Genomic DNA, 20013 nt, shown 5'->3' on the forward strand with positions numbered 1-20013 from the left:
GCGCGCACGGCCGCGCACTCCCAACGGAGCCGGCGCACGATACCAGTTTGCGTTTATGCGCAAAAGTGATGTTTGAGTATATGTAAATAACCAAATTGACTAATGAGAACGGTTATCGCGATACCCACATTTGTCATGCGGGCAATCATCAACTTTACTGTGATCGTGTTTGAGTGCAATCACCTATAAAACCGATAAGAGGCGATGCAATGAGCAATCCGACCAAAGCCCGTAAACCCGACAGTACCGTTGATGCCTGGGCGATTTTGTTTCTGATAATCCTGGTGGTAGGAACCGCCGTATTCTGGGTCAGCCACCAATAAACTCGCGTTGATTGGACCTCGATTGACTGTCGTATTGCCACTATCATGGCCGTCAACGTTCAAGGTTCAGACAACTATGTTGAAGGTTCTTATTACGTGTGCGTGGTTGCTGGGATCGACGTACGGGGCCATGGCCCACGCCGCGTCGGTGGTGTTTCTCAACCCTGGCACGTCCACGGAAACCTTCTGGGTCAACTACGCGCAATTCATGCAGGCCGCCGCCAAGGACCTCGGCCTGGATTTGCGCGTGCGTTATTCCGAGCGCGATCCTCGTAACACCCTGGCCCAGGCCCGGGAAGCGCTGCAAGGCAGCGAGCGGCCTGATTACCTGGTGCTGGTGAATGAGCAATACGTCGCCCCGCAGATTCTGCGCATGGCTCAGGGCAGCCGGGTCAAGTTGCTGATCGTGAATAACGCCCTGACCAGCGACCAGGTGCAACTGCTGGATGCCCACAGCTATCCCAACTGGCTCGGCAGTCTTATCGCCAATGATGAGGAGGCCGGTTACCTCATGCTCACAGAGCTGCTGCGTCAGCATGGCCCCGTCGCACCCGGCCAAACCCTCGATCTGCTGGCGTTTTCCGGGGTCAAGACCACGCCGGCGGCTCAGCTACGCGAGCAGGGTTTACGGCGGGCCCTGGTCGATTTCCCCTACGTGCGTATGCGCCAGCTGGTGTATGGCGAGTGGAGCCGCCAGCGCGCGTTCGAACAGGCCACGCAACTGTTCAAACGTTATCCGCAAACCGCCTTGGTGTGGTCGGCCAATGATGAAATGGCGCTGGGCGCGATGGCGGCGCTGCAAGCCACTGGGCGTACGCCGGGCAAGGACGTGCTGTTCAGCGCCGTCAACAGTTCGCCCGAGGTAGTGCGGGCTCGCCTTGATGGGCGCTTGAGCGTTTTGGTGGCAGGGCACTTCACCCTTGGCGGCTGGGCGATGGTGTTGCTGCATGACGATGCGCTGGGGCTGGACATCCGCCAGAACGGCGTGAATGAACGCAAGCTCGATCTGTTTGAGTTGATCGGCCCGGACCTTGCCCAGCGGCTGCTGGACATCAACGCGGCGCAGGTCTACGGCGTGAATTTTCGGGCGTTGTCGGCCCAGGGCAAACCGGCCGGTTACGTTTACCCGTTCGGCTTGCAGCTGTTAACGCCTTGAGCGCACTCAAACGCCTGCCAGGTGCAGCACCAGCTTGACGATGGCGAACAGGGTCAATGCAAACACCGCCGTGAACACAATTCCCAGGATCACGAAGTGGCTGGGCTTGCCGTGCGTGAAATCGCGCGCGCGGTTCTTCCCGCTTTGCACCCCGAAGGCCGCGGCCATCACGCTGTGCAGCATTTGCCAGAAAGTAGGGGGCTTATTGGGTGAGTCGTTCATAAAACCCTCGTCATGCGGATCCGGTCGATCCTGAGCAAGCATAGTCAATTCCCCGGAGCAGGCCATAAAAGTGCACCGCTTCGGGGGGCCGCCAGCGTGATTTTCTGATGCTTCTTCAAGACGCATCAGGAATCGTCAAACATGCCCACCTCTTCACTTCATGCTCCGTTCATCAAGGCCCGTCTGCCCGGGTGGATCAAACACCTGACGGCGGCGGATATCGAGGCCCTCAACCGCGCGCGCGACCCGGTGCAGCGCTTCAAACGCGGCTATCCCGAGGCGATTGCCGCCGCCAGCCCAGCAGTGCGCCAAGCCCTGGAAGACAGCGGCCGCCGGCGCCAGGCCTCCAGCCAGGCCCTGGCCGAAACGCTGAAAGACTTCAAAGGCCTCACTGAATTTGCCGAGCCGTTGCTGGCCGAGGCATTGCACAAGACATTCGCCCAAACACCCGACGTCAACACCACCGCGCTGTTCCACCTGCGCGCGCCCAACCGGCTCGAACAGCATTCGCTGTTGCAAGCCGCGCTGCGCAACTTCGAAGACGGTGAGCGGTTTGATGAAACCGCGCTGCAGGAAACCAGTGCGCTGGCGCCGGCGGGGTCGCTGGACATCCTGGCGTACGATGAAAGCAACCGTTATCCGTTTGCGAAATGGCGTTACCGCCTGCGCGACAAGCTGTCGATCAAGCCTGCGGATTTCGCCAACCTGTGCCGCGAGCTGGACCTGGGTCAGCAATACCAGCAACACCTGAGCCGCGTGTTTGAGACGCCAGCCACTGCGGCGCAGGTGCGTCGGCAGATGATCGAGGCAAACAAGGACACGCTGCGGGTGCACGCCCACATCGCTCGCTTGCGCAACACCCTCAGCGCCACGGCCCACGCCACGTTGCTGGCGATACTCGATGCCCATCCCGCACCGACCCTGGATGGCAAGCCGGTGGCTTACAGCCAGTTGAACCTGTTGGGGGCGCAGGTGAGCGAGGTGCTGATCATCGGCGCCAGCACACGCAAGCCGTTGCCGGGCATGGCGACGCTCATCGACGTTATCCTGCCGGCGGCCGAGCTGCTCAAACTCCGGGCTGGCGACAGTCGAGTCATCGTGTGGATCCCCGGTGATCCGCGCAACCCAGTCAGGGAATACGCATCGCTCAAGGCGTTCACCACACAGTTGGCGCTCAACTTGCGCTCGGTGGGTTACCAGCGGTTTTTTACCGGCTTCTTGTCCCAGGATGAAGCGCAGACGTTCCTTCGGCGGCTTAAAAGCCAACTGAAAACGATGCGCTGGAACCCGAACCCGGTGCCACCAGGGCCCCATTACAACCCTGCGGCCTATGCTCACGGGATGTACGAGGAAGTCTGGAACGACAGCGTCAAGCTGCAGCCCGAGGAGACGTTCATCAGCGCCGAGGTGTTCGGTCACCTGTACGAATGCCACCTTGCGCGCCTCAGGTCCAACGCGAAGTTGCTGGCGGTACCCACCGCGCAAGTCGATCACGACGCCTGGGTCAATCGCCTCAAGCACTGGGCCGAATGGGGCCTGAACCTGGTCAATGTCGCGGCGTTTTTGGTGCCGGGGCTGGGCGAAGTGATGATGGCCGTGACCGCCGTACAGCTCGGCTATGAGGTTTATCAAGGCGTGCAAGCGTGGAACGCTGGCGACGGGGAAGAGGCCTGGGCGCATCTGGCCTCGGTGATGCAGAACGTCGCGTTCATGGCCGCGCTGGGTGCCGTGGCGGGCAGGGCGCCGCCGATTATGCCGTCGCGCTTTGTCAACGGCATGAGCCGGGTGGTCACGCCGTTCGGCAAACTGCGCTTGTGGCATCCCGACCTTGCGGCCTACAAAAGCAGCGTCTCGCTCAGGGGGCTTGAACCCAACGCATTGGGGCAATACCCGGTAGCAGGCAAAACCTACATTGCGCTGGAGGGCAATGTTTACGAAAAGACTTTCGACCCGGTGCGCAAGCAATGGCGGATCAAGCACCCGACTGAAATCGACGCCTATCAGCCGGTTGTGCAACACAACGGGCACGGTGCCTGGCGGCACACGCTGGAGCGGCCGTTGGCATGGCGTCGCAGCACGTTGCTGCGCCGCTGCGGACTGCACATGGAGCCATTTTCCGATGCACAACTGGAACAGATCGCCGACGTCTGCGGGATCAGTGATGATCAATTGCGCAAGCTGCACATGGATCAACAGGCGCCGCCGCCAGAGTTGTTGGAGGTGGCCCGGTTATTCGAGGCAGACCGTCAGGCGGACGAGGTAATTAAACAAATCCGCGAAGGCGCCTGCCTGGAGGGCCTCTGCCAGTTCATGGTGCCGCTGGCAGTGGACATGCCGGGCTGGCCGGTCGAGGAGGTGGTGGAGGTGTTCAGCGGCCCCGAACCCTGGGGCGCTTCCCAGCGGTTCGGCGCAGAGTCGCCGGGCAGCGCAAGGCCCACGATCAAGATGACCCAGGCGCAAGTCGATGCCGGGCAATTGCCGGTGCACGTGCTGGCCGCCCTCAATGAGGCGCAAATCAGCCGTTTGCTCGGCCGCGAAAGCATGCCGGCCGGCGCCGATCCGGTGCAGGTGTTCAGAGAGCGTCTGGCCGATCAGGCGCAGGCTCGCAAGAAGGCCCTGTTCGACAGCCTCCTGAGCCGACGAGCGCCGCCAGAGGCGGATATTCGCGCGCTGCAGCGCAGTTTTACGTCGCTGTCGCCAGAAGCCGCGCAGCGGGTGCTGGCCAGTGCCGGCGCTGCCGAGTTGAGCCAACTGCGCAGCAGCGGCCGGGTGTCCCTGCGCCTGGCCAAAGTCATTCGCGAGCACCTGCATCGGGGCAGTGTGAGCCGCGCCTTGGCAGGCGTGTACCGCGACAACCTGGCCTCTGCGGCCAGTGACCGTGTGGCGCTGCACAGCCTCGAGCAACTGCCCGGTTGGTCGCCGGCTATACGCATAGAAGAACGGTCGCTGGGCATCAACGGGCCGCTGGTGGACAGCATCGGCACTGAGCAGGCCGCAACGCGTTATTACCTGATCAAGGCGGGGGAGAGTTTTCGCCTGCTGGATGCCGAGGGCAGGGCACTCAATAGCCTTCCCCGGTATGGTCGCAATCTGTTTGAGTCGCTGCTGCACGCGCTGCCCGAGACGCTACGCGCGTCCTTACAGGGCGAGCCGGCTGAGGCGTTGCGCAAACACGTGGCGGACTACGCGTGCAGCCACCGCGAGGCCATGTCGCGCATCCTCAAGCGCGAGCCGCTCACACCCGGCGCCGGTCGCCGGGTCCGAAGCCCGACCGGTCAACTGGGTTACGCGGCCAGCGGTGATGCGGTGGGGTTCGCCGACGAGCCGTTGGTTGCCAGGGTGCGGGACATTTATCCCAATCTGGATGATCAGCAGGCGTTGCAGTTCGTCAGGAGTCGACTGCTTGCCGGTGACTCCGACCAGCAGGTGTTTCACCTGTTGGAGAACCGGCGCAGGGAGTTCGAGGGCTTGCGCGCAGCGCTGGACACCTGGGTCGAGGGCGACGTGCCTGCGTATCCTCGCGGAGCCAACTGGCCAACCCGACGCGATATCGCCGAGCGGCTCATTGACGGCTGGAGAAACGGTTTGTACCGCGGGCAAGCCCCGTTGTTCGAGCTCAATCTGTTGGGCACCGAGCCGTTGCCGACCTGGGCTGCCGATTTTTCCCATGTGCGCAAGCTGCGAATCAGCAGTTCACAGCTTGCCGCAGGTGCGCTTTTCGAACAGTTTGGCGCGCTTGAAGCCCTCGATGTTTTCATTGACTCAGCCAACATGGCTGCATTTGCCGACGCGCTGCCGGGCCTCACCCGCATCACTGAGCTCAAGCGCGAACTGCCGACGTTTTTCGGTGAGTATTCACCGGCATTGACCCAGGCCCTTCAAGGCATGAACCAGCTGGAGCAGTTGCACCTGACCGGCAGTCTTCCGGCCCTGGATTACCGTGCGCTGCCACGTTTGCGCACGCTACGGCTGGCCGGCAACCTGCGTGAATGGCCGGCAGGGCTGCTGGCGCTTGAGGCGCTTGAATCGGCGGACCTGACCGGTGTGCAGATCGCCTCACTGCCCGATGAACTGTTCACGGGGCATGAGCGTTTGTGGCGCCGCTTGAGGTTGAACTGGAAGGCGCTGGAACCGCAGGCGTTCCGCAAGGCGTTTGACTACGTGCAGGGCAATCCGGCGCACCTGGTGGACGAGCCCTACATCGTCGCGCAGCACTGTGAGCGGCGCCTTGAGGCGCTGGTGCCGCACGTACCGGCCTTCGCCGCCAATGCACTCGCCGCGTTCAGCGAGGACGGCCTGGCGGGCCGTGCGTTGCTGGATAAAGTCGAGGCGCTGCACGCGGAGTATCGCGCCTGGGATGCGCCACTGGTTGAATGGCAGAGCCGCGATGGCGTGCGCGTCGAGGGCGAGCAGATGCCCTCCCATCATCGCCAGACGCTGGCGGACAGGCTGCGTGTGTGCTGGCGTGACGCTTTGGCTGCCCGGTACGCGGCCCGCGAGCCGCTGGCGGGTCCGTCGCGAGGCCGTGGCGAGCCGATGAGAGAAACGTTGGACTTGCGCGAATACGGCGCGCCGGGCGATTTACCGGCGCTGGGCGATACGGTGTTCCCGCAGATCCGGCGTTTGATCCTGGCCGGCGCAAAGCTCACGGCGGCGCAGGTGAATGCATTCGTGGGCCGGTTTGTGCAGCTGCGCGAACTGGACCTGAGTCACAACCGCCTGACCGAGTTGCCTCAGGCCCTCGAGACGCTGGAGCACCTGAGCGACCTGAATCTTTGTGGCAACGAACTGACGATCACCACGCCTATCCAGACGCGGCTCAACCGCCTCCAGGCACTGCGACGGCTGGACTTGTCGATGAACCGCGTCGGCCGGCTGAGCGTCACGTCGCTGACAGAACTGGTGTCGCTGAACCTGGGGCAGACCGCGATCCTCGACTGGCCCGAGGGCGTGCTGAACCTGCCGCGTCTGGGGTTTCTCGACCTCAGCCACAGTGCGGTCACCGGCATTCCCGAGGCGGCGCTGGCGGGGCACGATGCGCTGCTGGCCGGTACCACCTTGCGTGGTTGCCGCTTGAGCCCGGCGGCGCTGGCCGTGGCGCAGGCCTTTGCCCGCCGCACCAGCGCCGGAAAACCCATGGCGAGCATGTTTGTCAGGCCGTTCGGGATTGATCGAAACGTACTGGCGGCCGGCATGACCGGCGGCGATCCCCTGTTCTTCCCGGTCGAGGTGTCGCAGCAACCGGACCTGATAGTGCCACTGGCATTGGCGCCAAAAGCCACCGAGGCGTCGCTGACCTCGGCCGAGCGCTTGCAGCGCCTGGATCCACAGCTGGATGCCACCCAGGCCGGCAAGCGAATCGACACATGGCTGGCGCAGGACGTCAGTGCCACGCAGATCGAAACGGCGCTGCGCCAATGGCAGGCGCAGCACACCCAGATGATCGAGCGGTTGAACGGCTGGATTGACAGGCCCGCCGTGCGCAACCGTAACGAGTGGGTGAACGCGACCGACCGCCGGCGCGCCGCTGATCGGCTGCTGGCCTGCTGGCGAGAGACGCTGAGCGACGTGCGGGGCATCGAGGTACCCGCCAATGACGCTGCGCTGGACTTGAGCGGCCTGATCCTCGGTGACCTGCCGGCGCTGCCGGTTACCTTCAACCATGTGCGGGCGCTGGATCTGAGCGGTGTACGCCTCACGGCCGCCTCGAACGATTTTTTACGCGCCTTTGCGCGCGTGAACCGCCTGATGCTCAACGGCAACCGCATGGGCACGCTGCCCGAGGCCGTAACGCAGATGGCAGACCTGACAGAGTTGGGCATTAACGACAACGCGCTGGCGGCCAACGTGCCGTTGCAGCGCCAACTGCGTGACTTGCCGCGCCTGCAAGTGTTGGACTTGGGGCGCAACGCCCTGAGTACCTTCGACCTCACCGGTCTCGACCGCCTGCAAAGCCTGGATCTGAGTCGCAACCGGCTGTCTGAATGGCCCACCGGCGCATTGGAAGCTCCCGCGCTGACCCGTCTGGATCTCAGGAGCAACTACCCGATAGCCGTCATCCCTGCCGAGGCATTTGAGCCACAACATGCTGCCTTGATGGCCGGTACCGACCTGTCCGACAACCTGCTGCTTGAGGAAGCGTTCATCCGCCTGCGCGAGTATCAACGCGAAACCGGCCGTGGGCTGGGTTTCAGTGCCGAGGAAATTGACGATCAACTGGCGGGGTATGGGGCCGAGTCCGATGACGAACATCCTGACGCTCACCCAGAGCTTGAGCCGGCAGATGTGCAAAAGGCACGCTGGTTTACCGGCGTGGCCCTCGACTCGGAAAAACACAGGATATGGGACACGGTGATCGCCCGTGACGACAGCGGTGATTTCTCCAACATACTGGCGCAACTGCGTAATACCCGAGACTTCGAACTCGACCGCGCCGACCTGGCCGGGCGGGTTTGGCAAGTGCTGGAGGCGGCCTATGGCGATGCAGCCTTGTGCGAGCGGCTGATGGGCATCGCGCGTGCTTCCAGGCTTGCGGTGACCTGTGGGGATGGTCGCATGCTGTTGTTCAACGCGCTGGAAGTCGAAGTCTATGAGTTCAATGCCCTGCGTGCCATCGACCCCACCGACAAGGGGCGCGCCCTGTTGAACCTGTCCAGAGGCTTATTCCGCCTGGACCAGCTGGAGGAAGTGGCGAGCGTGCGGATTCGCGAAAACCCGGGCACCGACCCGGCCGAAATACGCCTGGCCTATCGCATCGGCCTGGCCCGGCGCCTGGGTTTGCCCAGGCAACCTGCAAGCATGCTCTACGAAGGTCTTTCCGGAGTACGGCCAGTCGACCTGGAGGCGGCCTATACGACGATCATGGCCCGCGAACAGACATCGCTGTTCATCGAGCAACTGACGGCGCGCACGTACTGGGTCGATTATCTGCAGCAACAATACCCGGACGCTTTCGCCCGGGTGCAGCAGACGCTGGCGGACAGCGCGTCGGCGCTGGAGGATCGCTACCCCGACATGAATTCGGCGTACCTCCAGCAGATGGAGGCGTTGCAGAAGGCCAACAAGGTGCAGCGTCAGGCCTTGATAAACGTGCTGTCAGCGCGGGAGATCGCCGCGCTGAGCCAGTAGCCGATCAGTTGTCGTAACCCAGGTTCGGCGCCAGCCAGCGCTCGGTCACGGCCAGGTCCTGGCCTTTGCGCGCGGTGTAGCTCGCGACCTGGTCCTTGTCGACCTTGCCCACGGCAAAGTACTGCGCCTGTGGATGGGCGAAGTACCAGCCACTGACCGCCGCCGCCGGGAACATCGCGTAGTGCTCGGTGAGGAACACGCCGCTGCGCCCGGCGTGCATTTCGCGCGCCTCGGGGTCCAGCAGTTGGAACAGCTGGGCCTTCTCGGTGTGATCAGGGCACGCCGGGTAGCCGGGAGCAGGGCGGATGCCGCTGTATTGCTCCTTGATCAGCGCTTCGTTGTCCAGTTGCTCGTCCTTGGCGTAACCCCAGTGCTCTTTACGCACTTGCTGGTGCAACCACTCGGCGCAGGCTTCGGCCAGGCGGTCGGCCAGGGCCTTGACCATGATTGAGTTGTAGTCGTCGCCCGCGTCCTGATAGGCCTTGGCGACTTCTTCTGCGCCGATGCCGGCGGTGGTGATGAAACCACCGATGTAGTCGGTCACGCCGCTGTCTTTTGGCGCCACGAAGTCGGCCAGGGAGAAGTTCGGCTTGCCGTCGGTCTTGATGATCTGCTGGCGCAGGTGATGCAGCCTTGCAATCGGCTGGCCATCGTCGCCGTAGACTTCCAGGTCATCGTCCTGCACCTGGTTGGTCGGCCAGAAACCGAATACCGCGCGGGCGCTGATGAGTTTTTCGTCGATCAGCTTCTTGAGCATTTCCTGGGCATCGGCGTAGAGCGCGGTGGCCGCTTCACCAACCACTTCGTCTTCGAGGATGCGCGGAAACTTGCCGGCCAGGTCCCAGGAGATAAAGAACGGCGTCCAGTCGATGTACTCGGCCAGCACCTTGAGGTCGATATTGTCCAGCACCTTGGCGCCGGTAAAAGTCGGCTTCACCGGGGTATAGGTGCTCCAGTCGAACTGCGGCTTCTTGGCGATGGCCGCCGGGTAGCTCAGGCGCTCGGTGCGGGCGCTGCGGTTAGACGTACGCTCGCGCACGTCGATGTATTCCAGGCGGGTTTTCTCGACGAAGCCGGCCTTCAGCTCCTTGGACAGCAATTGCGTGGCCACGCCCACTGCGCGCGAAGCGTCGGTGACGTAGATCACCGCGTCGTTGCTGTACTTGGGCTCGATCTTGACCGCCGTGTGGGCCTTGGAGGTGGTGGCGCCACCGATCATCAACGGCAGGTGAAAGTCCTGGCGCTGCATCTCGCGGGCCACGTGAACCATCTCATCCAGCGACGGCGTGATCAGGCCGGACAGGCCGATGATGTCGCACTTCTGTTCCCTGGCCACCTGCAGGATCTTCTCCGCCGGCACCATCACGCCCAGGTCGACAATGTCATAGCCGTTGCAACCGAGCACCACGCCGACAATGTTCTTGCCGATGTCGTGCACGTCGCCCTTCACCGTGGCCATCAGGATCTTGCCCTTGGCTTCCGGTTTGTCGCCTTTTTCCAGCTCGATAAACGGAATCAAGTGGGCCACGGCCTGCTTCATCACCCGGGCCGATTTCACCACCTGGGGCAGGAACATTTTGCCGGCGCCGAACAGGTCGCCGACGATGTTCATGCCGGACATCAGCGGGCCTTCGATCACTTCGATCGGGCGCGCGAACGACTGGCGCGATTCTTCGGTGTCTTCAACGATGTGCGTGGTGATGCCTTTGACCAGCGCGTGTTCCAGGCGCTTGTTGACGTCCCAGCCACGCCATTCTTCGGTCTCGGCCTCTTTGACGCTGCCGTCGCCCTTGTACTTGTCGGCAATGGCCAGCAGGGCGTCAGTGCCTTCCGGCGTGCGGTTGAGCACCACGTCTTCTACCGCATCGCGCAGCTCGGCCGGGATCTGGTCGTAGATCTCCAGTTGGCCGGCGTTGACGATACCCATGCTCAGGCCGTTGCGGATCGCATACAGCAAAAACACCGAGTGAATCGCCTCACGCACCGGGTTGTTGCCGCGGAACGAGAACGACACGTTGGACACGCCACCCGAGGTCAGCGCATACGGCAGCTCGTCGCGGATGTAGGCGCAGGCGTTGATGAAGTCGACGGCGTAGTTGTTGTGCTCCTCGATACCGGTGGCGACCGCGAAGATGTTCGGGTCGAAGATGATGTCTTCCGGCGGGAAGCCGACGTCATTGACCAGGATGTCGTAGGAGCGTTTGCAGATTTCTTTCTTGCGCGCTTCGGTGTCGGCCTGGCCGGCTTCGTCGAAGGCCATCACCACCACCGCCGCGCCATAACGCTTGCACAGTTTGGCGTGGTGAATGAACTGCTCGACGCCTTCCTTCATGCTGATGGAGTTGACGATGCCCTTGCCCTGGATGCATTTGAGGCCGGCTTCGATCACTTCCCACTTGGAGGAGTCGATCATGATCGGTACGCGAGAGATGTCCGGCTCGCCGGCAATCAGATTGAGGAAGGTCACCATGGCCTTCTTCGAATCGAGCATGCCCTCGTCCATGTTGATGTCGATCACCTGGGCGCCGGCTTCAACCTGCTGCAGGGCGACTTCCAGGGCTTCGGTGTAGTTGTCTTCACGAATCAACCGGGCGAAGCGGGCGGAACCGGTGATGTTGGTGCGCTCGCCGACGTTGACGAACAACGAGCTGCGATCAATCGTGAACGGCTCCAGGCCCGACAAGCGGCACGCCTTGGGAATGTCCGGGATCGGGCGCGGCGCGTAGCCGGCCACGGCCTTGGCGATGGCTTCAATGTGGCCTGGCGTGGTACCGCAGCAGCCGCCGACGATGTTCAGGAAGCCGCTCTGGGCGAACTCTTCGATGACCTTGGCGGTTTGCGACGGCAACTCGTCATATTCGCCGAATTCGTTGGGCAGGCCGGCGTTCGGGTGCGCCGAAACGTGGGTATTGGCCTTGTTCGACAGCTCTTCCAGGTACGGACGCAACTCGCTCGCACCCAGTGCGCAGTTGAGGCCCACGGACAGTGGCTTGGCGTGGCTGACGGAGTTCCAGAACGCTTCGGTGGTCTGGCCCGACAGGGTACGGCCGGAAGCGTCGGTGATGGTGCCGGAAATCATGATCGGCAGTTCGACGTTCAGTTCCTCGAACACGCCCTGTACAGCGAAGATCGCGGCCTTGGCGTTGAGGGTGTCGAAAATGGTCTCGATCAGGATCAGGTCGGCGCCGCCCTCGATCAGGCCCTTGGTGGCTTCGGTGTAGTTTTCCACCAGCTCATCGAAGGTCACGTTGCGGTAGCCGGGGTTGTTCACATCGGGCGACAGCGAGCAGGTACGGCTGGTCGGGCCAAGCACGCCGGCGACAAAACGCGGCTTGGCCGGGTTTTCCAGGGTCTTGGCGTCGGCGATTTTGCGTGCCAGTCGCGCGCCTTCTACGTTTAATTCGTAGGCCAGTTCTTCCATGCCGTAATCGGCCATGGAAATACGCGTGGCGTTGAAGGTGTTGGTTTCCAGAATGTCGGCACCGGCATCCAGGTAGGCCTTTTCGATGCCGCCGATCACGTCGGGGCGGGTGAGCACCAGCAGGTCGTTGTTGCCCTTGACGTCACTCGGCCAATCGGCAAAGCGTTTGCCGCGGTAGTCGTTTTCCTCAAGCTTGTAGCTCTGGATCATCGTGCCCATGCCGCCGTCGAGGATCAGGATGCGTTCCTTGAGGGCTTGGTGAAGGGCTTGCAGACGAGCGCTACGATCGGACATGGGACTACTCTGGTCAGGCATTTCGGAGGGCGTGAATCATAACAAACCTGTGCCGATTTAGAGCATGTCCAGGTTTTGCATGAATATCGTTCATGTTGGCGGATGGCATGGCCCGGTAGACTGCTGGCACTTTTATATCGCACGCATTGAATCGGGACCGGATACATGTCACTTCGCCTCATCATCAGCGCCGTTCTGGCCTTGATAGCCAGCTGCGCTCAGGCACAGGCTTTACCGGTCAACAGTCCCGCCCCGGCGATCTCCTATACCCGCGACGTCCAACCGATCTTCACCGAGAAGTGCGTGGCCTGCCACGCCTGTTACGACTCAGCCTGCCAGCTCAACCTGGGCAGTGCTGAGGGCGTTGCGCGCGGCGCGACCAAAATGCCGGTCTACGACGGCGAACGCAGCCAGGCCGCACCGACCACCCGTTTGTTCTCAGACGCCTTCGGCAAGCAGGCCTGGCAGCAGAAGGGCTTTTACTCGGTGCTGGACGCCCAGGGCAGCCAGGCCGCATTGATGGCGCGCATGCTGGAGCTGGGTCATAACGCGCCACTTGAACCCAATGCCAAACTGCCCGACGAGATCATGCTGGGCCTGAACCGCCAGAACCTGTGCGCCATGCCCGGCGAGTTCAATGCCTACGCCGGCGCGCATCCCAAGGAAGGCATGCCGCTGGCCGTCACCGGCCTGACCGACCAGCAATACCAGACGCTGCAGCGCTGGCTGGCCTCCGGCGCCCCGATTGATGACCAAGGCCTGGCGCCCAGCGCCAGGGAAGCCTTGCAGGTGCAGCAGTGGGAAAACCTGTTCAACCAGCCCGGCGCCCGCGAAAGCCTGGTGGCGCGCTGGTTGTATGAGCATTTGTTCCTGGCGCACATTTACTTCGAGAACGGCGAGCCGGGGCATTTCTTCCAGTGGGTGCGCTCACGCACGCCGAGCGGCCAGCCGATTGATCTGATCGCCACCCGTCGCCCCAACGATGATCCAGGCACCAATGTTTATTACCGTCTCTGGCCGATGCAGGGCGTGATCGTGCACAAAACGCACATCACTTACCCGTTCAGCGCGGCGAAAATGGCGCGCATCAAGGCGCTGTTCTACGCCGGTGACTGGCAGGTCAACGCCTTGCCAGGCTATGGTCCGGGGCGCCGGGCCAACCCGTTCGAGACCTTTGAGGCAATTCCAGCCAAGGCGCGTTACCAGTTCATGCTCGATAACGCCGAATACTTCGTGCGCACCTTTATTCGCGGGCCGGTGTGCCGTGGGCAGATCGCCACGGACGTGATTCGCGATAATTTCTGGGCCCTGTTCCAGGACCCGGACCACGACCTGTACATCACCGATGCGCGTTATCGCGGCCAGGCCACGCCATTGCTGGCGATGCCGGGGCAGAACGACGACGTGGGCAGCGTGCTCGGCCTGTGGCTGGCCTATCGCGACAAGCGTAACCAGTACGAGGCCTTGCGCCGTGACAGCTACGCAGACTTGCCGCCGCCGAGTTGGTCGACCCTGTGGACGGGTAACGACAATGCCTTGTTGAGCATTTTCCGCCATTTTGACAGTGCCTCGGTGACCAAGGGCCTGATCGGCGAGGTGCCGCAAACGATGTGGTTGTTCGATTACCCGTTGCTGGAACGCACTTATTACCAGTTGGCGGTGAACTTCGATGTGTTCGGCAACGTGTCGCACCAGGCCCAGACCCGGCTGTACTTCGACCTGATCCGCAATGGCGCCGAGCAGAACTTCCTGCGTCTGATGCCGGCGGATACCCGCGATGATTTTATGGACGATTGGTACCAGAACAGCGGCAAGCTCAAACTGTGGCTGGACTATGAAGCGATTGATGATGACAAGCCGAGCGGCTTGCACCTGGATGAAAAGGACCCGAAGCGCGATTTTGCCAAGCAGTTGCTGACGCGTTATGGCTATTTGAATGCCAGCCCGGATCCGATCAACCGCTGCACCAGTGCCTATTGCTCGCGCGACGGCATTGAGCCGGCGTTGCAGGCTGCGGAGCAGGCGCTCAGTCGCCTCACGTCGAGGCCGGCAGCGGGGCTCAAGGTGATTGATCAATTGCCCGAGGCGAGCCTGCTGCGGATCGAAACGGCCAGTGGCAAACGCGAGTTCTACAGCATGCTGCGCAACCGGGCGCACAGTAATGTGGCGTTCCTGTTGGGTGAGGCTTATCGCTATCAACCGGGCCTGGACACTGTGACCATCTACCCCGGTGTGCTCAGCAGCTACCCGAATTTCATCTTCAATATCCCCGCGCAGGAAGTGCCGGAGTTTGTGGCGGCAATGGAAAATGCCAGGGACGCCAAGCGCTTCGAGAAGATCGTCGATCGCTGGGGCGTGCGCCGCAGCCATCCGCTGTTCTGGCAGTATTTCCATGACGCGTCGCGGTACATCCGCGAAACCACGCCGGTGGAAGAAGGCGTGCTGGACATGAACCGCTACGAGAATCTTTGATCGACCTTTGGCCGTCCGCCATGGTCCCAACTTCATCTAGATGAGTTGGGAAGGGCGGCAAACAATGTTGATCTCGGTACAGGCGTTGCGCGCGCTGGCGGCCTGGACGGTGGTAGGGCACCACTTCATGCAGATTTTCTTCGGTTTCAAGGCGGACACGGCCTTGGGAAGGTTATTTGTCGAAAAGGGCGCCGCGGGCGTGGACGTGTTTTTTGTCATCAGCGGCCTGGTGATTTTCCTGTCTACCCAGGACAAGGACCTGCCGCCCTGGCGTTTCCTGTTGTACCGTTTGCTGCGCATCGTGCCGGCCTACTGGTTCTACACGCTGCTGATGGCATTACTGGTGGTGGTCGCCCGGCCAATGCTGCCGGACCAGAGCGTCGATGCCGCCCATGTGTTGATGTCGCTGTTGTTTATTCCTTCGCAAAACCCCGGCGGTTATGGCGTGTACCCGACCCTTAACGTCGGTTGGACGCTGAACTACGAGATGCTTTTTTACCTGCTGTTTGCCTGGGCCTTGCTGTTCCGTCGGCAATGGCGACTGCTGGTGGTGGCGGCGTTGTTGTTTGCGGTCTGCGAGGCCTGGACCTCGTTTGGCTGGATCAGTGAGTTCTATCGCTCGGACATTGTCGTCGAATTTCTGATGGGCATCGGCATCGGCATGCTCTACCGCAAGGGCTGGATTCGCCCGGGGTTATGGCTGCCGCTGCTGGGAATCGTCGCAGCGCTGCTGGCGATCTATCATTGGCCGGCCTCGCCCCGCGCCTTGACCTGGGGCCTGCCCAGCGCGGTGTTGGTGGTGGCGTGCGTGGCGCTTGAGCGATTCTTCGTCAACTATCGTCTGTTTAAAGTACTCGGGGACTGCTCCTATTCGGTGTATTTGCTGCACGTGCTGGTGCTTTCGGCCGGCGGTTATCTGGCCCAGCGTTACGCCCTGAACCCTTATGCCGTGCTGGCCGTGTGCGTGGTGATCATCGGCCTGAGCGCCATGGGCAGCTACCGATGGCTGGAGCAGGGCAGTTATCGCGTGCTCAAAGGCTGGTTTGATGGCGACGAGCGGTCGAATTTATCCCGACAAAAACACTAGGACTTTGTACCTCTGTAATGATTTGGCGTAAACTGCCCGCAAGCCTGTGAGGAGTTTCCATGACTGCCATAACCATTACCGACGCCGCCCACGATTACCTGGCCGACCTGCTGTCCAAGCAGAACACCCCAGGTATCGGCATCCGCGTCTTTATCACCCAGCCCGGCACCCAATACGCCGAGACTTGCATTGCCTACTGCAAGCCCGGAGAAGAGAAACCTGAAGACACCGCCCTGGGGCTGAAAAGCTTCACCGCGTACATCGACAACTTCAGCGAAGCCTTCCTCGATGACGCCGTGGTCGACTACGCTACCGACCGCATGGGCGGCCAGTTGACCATCAAGGCGCCCAACGCCAAGGTGCCGAATGTCAACGCTGACAGCCCGGTCAACGAGCGCATCAACTACTACCTGCAAACCGAGATCAACCCGGGGCTGGCCAGCCACGGCGGTCAGGTCAGCCTGATTGATGTCGTCGAAGACGGCATTGCCGTACTCAAGTTCGGCGGCGGTTGCCAGGGCTGCGGCCAGGCAGACGTGACCTTGCGTGAAGGCATCGAGCGCACCTTGCTCGAGCGCATCCCCGAGCTCAAGGGCGTACGCGACGTCACCGACCACACGCAGAAGGAAAACGCCTACTACTGAGTAAGGTGTTCGCTGCGAACAAAAAAACGGCGCCCCGTGAGCGCCGTTTTTTTATGCTTAAAATTCAGTGACTTGCGCGGTATTCCTACCAAAGAAGATTAACTGTGGGAGCAGGCGTGCTCGCGAATGCGGTGTATCAGTCACTACATCTGCAACTGACCCACCGTCTTCGCGAGCAAGCCCGCTCCCGCATTGTTTGAGCGCATTGCTTCAAGGGCGATAAAGGTGGGCGTGGCCTGCACGGTACAGCGAGGACTCACTGAAGCTGTCATTCGCCAGCACCCGCCCGACCACAATCAGTGCCGTACGCCGAAAGCCTTTAGCCGCCACTTTCTCGGCAATATCACTCAGCGTACCCACCACCCAATCCTGATCTGGCCACGTCGCCCGGTGCACCACGGCAATTGGGCAGTCTGCGCCGTAATGCGGCAGCAGCTCGGCGACGATCTTGGCCAGATGATTAACCCCCAAGTGAATCGCCATGGTCGTGCCGTGGCGCGCCAGGCTGTCGAAGTCTTCACCGGCCGGCATGCTGGTTTTATCCGCATAGCGCGTCAGGATCACGCTTTGCGCGATATCCGGCAGGGTCAGCTCGGTCTCCAGCAACGCCGCACACGCCGCCACCGCCGTAACGCCCGGGATGATCTGGAACGGTATGCCCAACTCGCGCAAGCAGCGAATCTGCTCGCCAATCGCTCCGTACAGGCTGGGGTCGCCGGAGTGCACGCGCGCCACATCCTGGCCCTTGGCATGGGCAGCCTTGATCAGGTCGATGATCTGTTCCAGGTGCAATTCGGCGCTGTTGACCACCTGCTCCGCCTGATGACCTTCCAATACCGCCGCTGGCACCAATGAGCCGGCATAGATGATCACCGGGCAACTGCGGATCAACCGTTGGCCTTTGACGGTAATCAATTCCGGGTCGCCGGGGCCTGCGCCGATGAAGTAGACGGTCATGGGAATTCCTGTTGAAAAACGGGCGAGCATGAAGATTGCTCATGATCGAGAAGGGCAATTATCGGGTTTTTAGTCAGCGCCGGCCAATGCAAAGGTGGCCTGGGCGACTTTTTTGCGCGTGATCAGCAGGTGGGCGGGGCGGTGGGAGAGCTGTTCAGCCAGGGCCAGGGCGGCACTTTCGGCGATGCCGTAACAGCCGGTATGGGCAAACGCGACTGCCGATCTGTGACTGAGGCGCGGTTCAAACACCGCCAATTGCGTTGCGCTGAAACACCGCAACGGCAGGTTCAACATGTGCGCCAGGGCAAGCAGCCCCGGTTCATCCCGTTTGCGGTCGATACTGGCCAGCGCGGTGATGCGCTGGCGCTCGATACCGCCCTCGGCCAGGGCGGCGTCAAACAGGCCGAGCAGGGTGTGAACATCGCACCCGCGCTGGCAACCCAGCCCGACCACCAGCGTCATGCCGAGTATTGATCGTCGCGGTTGCGGCGAAACAGCCAGGCGCTGATCAGACCCAGTGCCAGCCAGAACGCGACGTTGGTCAGTTGCGAGGCGATCTTGAACTGGGCTTCCAACGCTTCTGGAGCCAGCATCGAATGCACTTCAGGTTGCGGCGCGCCGATCACATGCGGCACGGCCAGGATCGCCACGCCCAGCACTTTGAGCAGCCAATTGCGACCAAATACCAGCAGCGCGATACCCGCAGCCGTGGACGCCGCCGTGCCGATCCACCAGATCTGCCGCTGCGCCAAGTCGGCGGCAGCGGTGCCCGGCAACTCCGGTGGCAGGCCCAGGGTGGGCGCCAGTACAAACGTCGCGTAACCGGCCAAGCCCCACAGCAGCCCTTGAGCGGTGCGGGTTGGCGCGCGCAAGGTGTAAAGGCCGGCCAGCATCAATGCGAAACCGACCGCAACCACCAAGTTACCGCCAGTGGTGGACAGCACGCGCTGCCAGCCGTTTTCCGGCTCCCAGGCTTCGGCGTCGTGGGTGTGAGCGGCGGCGCCTTCAGCGTGCACATGGGGCACGACTTCGGCAGCGGCCGGGGCGTTTTCAAAGGTTTCCGCCTGCAGAATCAGCGGGGCGACCCAGAAGCTTTGCAGCAGAGTCAGCAGCAGGGCGGCGAGCAAGCCGGTGAAGCCTGCGGTTTGGGCGATGCGCTTGATCATGTCGGCAGGTCTCAGTGGCACGGGAACGCGGCGCTGTGGCGGGTATCGTGGGCAGCGTTGTGCACCGCCTCGATATGCGAGAAACCGGCGAAATACACCAGGCACGCGCCGAGGATCGACGCACCGATGGCGGCGGTCAGGCGTTGGCTCAGGGTGGCGGTGCTACTGGCGGAGTGCGAGGTGCTGCTGATGATCGACATGGGCGCGTCCCTTCGGGTTTCGGGGTGAAACGAGCGCATGAAAACCCTGCGAGCCGGGCACGCAGGGTTCTGAACAGCGCCCGCCCACCGCGGGTTTGTTATCTGAAATTTTTCGGGCCGGTCTCCGGGCTTGCGAGGGACGCTGGGTCTAAAAAGCATCGCCTTCCCATGCCGTACAGGCACAGTGGTTATGATACTTCGCTCGCTTACCGTTGCGGGGGCAGCACCGGACTTCTCATGCGCAGGCATAAGTCACCGGTTTCCCGTTTCACCCTGTGAAGGGCACCCGAAACAAGGTGTGTAGGAGAGCATGGGGGTGGGAGGGGAGTCAAATGGGATGTTTGGTGTACATATCCGTTGCTGCGGTCACGGCCACTTAGGGTTCCGCTCTTACAGCGGGTCACTTTTGGCAAACGCCCCAAAAGTAACCAAAAGGTCTTTGCCCCACCACTCGGCCCCTCGCTTGGGCTCGGTGTGCCCTCACTCCGGCTTGAATCCGTGGGCCGCCGCGACGGGCCATCCATGGCCCAACACGGCTAACCCGGCGTCCTGCCGGGTTACCCACGGATTCAAGCCTGCGTTCGGCCAGCGTGGTTTAACGGGGCCTGTCAGATCAAAGTCAAAAGCAGATCAAAAGCAGAGCACGGCGGCCTGAAAGCCGACCTGAGTGGTTGAAGCAAAAGCGGATCAAAAGCGGAGAAACACATCTCATATCTGATGCACTGAGCTCCAAATGTGGGAGCGGGCTTGCTCGCGAATGCGGTGGGTCAGTTAGCTCATGTGTAGCTGACACACCGCCTTCGCGAGCAAGCCCGCTCCCACAGTTTGACCGAGTACAGACCGCCAGCACCGCACTGCCTTTGCTTTTTCTGTGGGAGCTGGCTTGCCTGCGATGCAGGCACCTCGGTGTATCAGGCACAACCAGTTGATGCCATCGCAGGCA

The 20013-nt window shown here is 62.0% G+C and carries 11 protein-coding genes and 1 riboswitch; of the genes, 5 read left to right on the plus strand and 6 right to left on the minus strand.

From position 1 onward, the window contains the following. Positions 1-399: 399 nt before the first annotated feature. A complete protein-coding gene (locus AACV02_RS20530) occupies positions 400-1479 on the plus strand; it encodes an ABC transporter substrate-binding protein (RefSeq protein WP_119741611.1) in 1080 nt (359 codons plus the stop codon). A gap of 6 nt (positions 1480-1485) precedes the next feature. Here AACV02_RS20530 and AACV02_RS20535 read toward each other — a convergent pair whose 3' ends face one another. Then, on the minus strand, positions 1486-1701 hold the full coding sequence (locus AACV02_RS20535; RefSeq protein WP_106578727.1) for a DUF2970 domain-containing protein: 216 nt from the start codon (positions 1699-1701) through the stop codon (positions 1486-1488). A 141-nt stretch (positions 1702-1842) separates the two neighbouring features. On the opposite strand from AACV02_RS20535, the gene AACV02_RS20540 reads away from it, so the two are divergent. After that, complete coding sequence (locus AACV02_RS20540; RefSeq protein ID WP_119741613.1) at positions 1843-8829, plus strand: NEL-type E3 ubiquitin ligase domain-containing protein; 6987 nt, start codon at positions 1843-1845, stop codon at positions 8827-8829. A gap of 4 nt (positions 8830-8833) precedes the next feature. On the opposite strand, the gene metH is transcribed toward AACV02_RS20540, so the two are convergent. Next, the gene (gene metH / locus AACV02_RS20545; protein WP_119741615.1) at positions 8834-12544 is read right to left on the minus strand and encodes a methionine synthase; all 3711 of its coding nucleotides are present in this window, start codon (positions 12542-12544) and stop codon (positions 8834-8836) included. Between the two features lie 165 nt (positions 12545-12709). Between metH and AACV02_RS20550 the strand changes: the two genes are divergently transcribed. The 3 genes from AACV02_RS20550 (at position 12710) to nfuA (ending at position 16747) form a co-directional block, all read left to right on the plus strand. Next, entirely contained in the window at positions 12710-15016 is a 2307-nt protein-coding gene (locus AACV02_RS20550; RefSeq protein ID WP_119741620.1) for a fatty acid cis/trans isomerase, read from the plus strand. A 64-nt stretch (positions 15017-15080) separates the two neighbouring features. After that, positions 15081-16103 (plus strand): acyltransferase family protein, encoded by a 1023-nt coding sequence (locus AACV02_RS20555; protein WP_106578732.1) that lies wholly within the window; start codon positions 15081-15083, stop codon positions 16101-16103. 59 nt (positions 16104-16162) lie between these two features. Next, the gene (gene nfuA / locus AACV02_RS20560) at positions 16163-16747 is read left to right on the plus strand and encodes a Fe-S biogenesis protein NfuA (RefSeq protein WP_017136914.1); all 585 of its coding nucleotides are present in this window, start codon (positions 16163-16165) and stop codon (positions 16745-16747) included. Between the two features lie 210 nt (positions 16748-16957). Here nfuA and cobM read toward each other — a convergent pair whose 3' ends face one another. The 4 genes from cobM to AACV02_RS20580 all read right to left on the minus strand — a co-directional run bounded on the left by cobM (position 16958) and on the right by AACV02_RS20580 (position 19070). After that, positions 16958-17704 (minus strand): precorrin-4 C(11)-methyltransferase, encoded by a 747-nt coding sequence (gene cobM, locus AACV02_RS20565; RefSeq protein ID WP_106578733.1) that lies wholly within the window; start codon positions 17702-17704, stop codon positions 16958-16960. A 69-nt stretch (positions 17705-17773) separates the two neighbouring features. Beyond that, positions 17774-18166, minus strand: coding sequence for a cobalamin biosynthesis protein (locus tag AACV02_RS20570; RefSeq protein WP_119741622.1), 393 nt, complete (start codon positions 18164-18166; stop codon positions 17774-17776). Continuing rightward, complete coding sequence (locus AACV02_RS20575) at positions 18163-18870, minus strand: CbtA family protein (RefSeq protein ID WP_119741624.1); 708 nt, start codon at positions 18868-18870, stop codon at positions 18163-18165. Before AACV02_RS20575 ends, AACV02_RS20570 begins: the two co-directional genes overlap by 4 nt. An 11-nt stretch (positions 18871-18881) precedes the next feature. Further along, positions 18882-19070 (minus strand): CbtB domain-containing protein, encoded by a 189-nt coding sequence (locus tag AACV02_RS20580; protein WP_032875937.1) that lies wholly within the window; start codon positions 19068-19070, stop codon positions 18882-18884. Positions 19071-19168: 98 nt separating this feature from the next. After that, a riboswitch (cobalamin riboswitch) is annotated at positions 19169-19375 on the minus strand. Positions 19376-20013: the final 638 nt, after the last annotated feature.

The organism is Pseudomonas sp. Larv2_ips (assembly GCF_963879675.1).
Taxonomy (GTDB): Bacteria; Pseudomonadota; Gammaproteobacteria; order Pseudomonadales; family Pseudomonadaceae; genus Aquipseudomonas.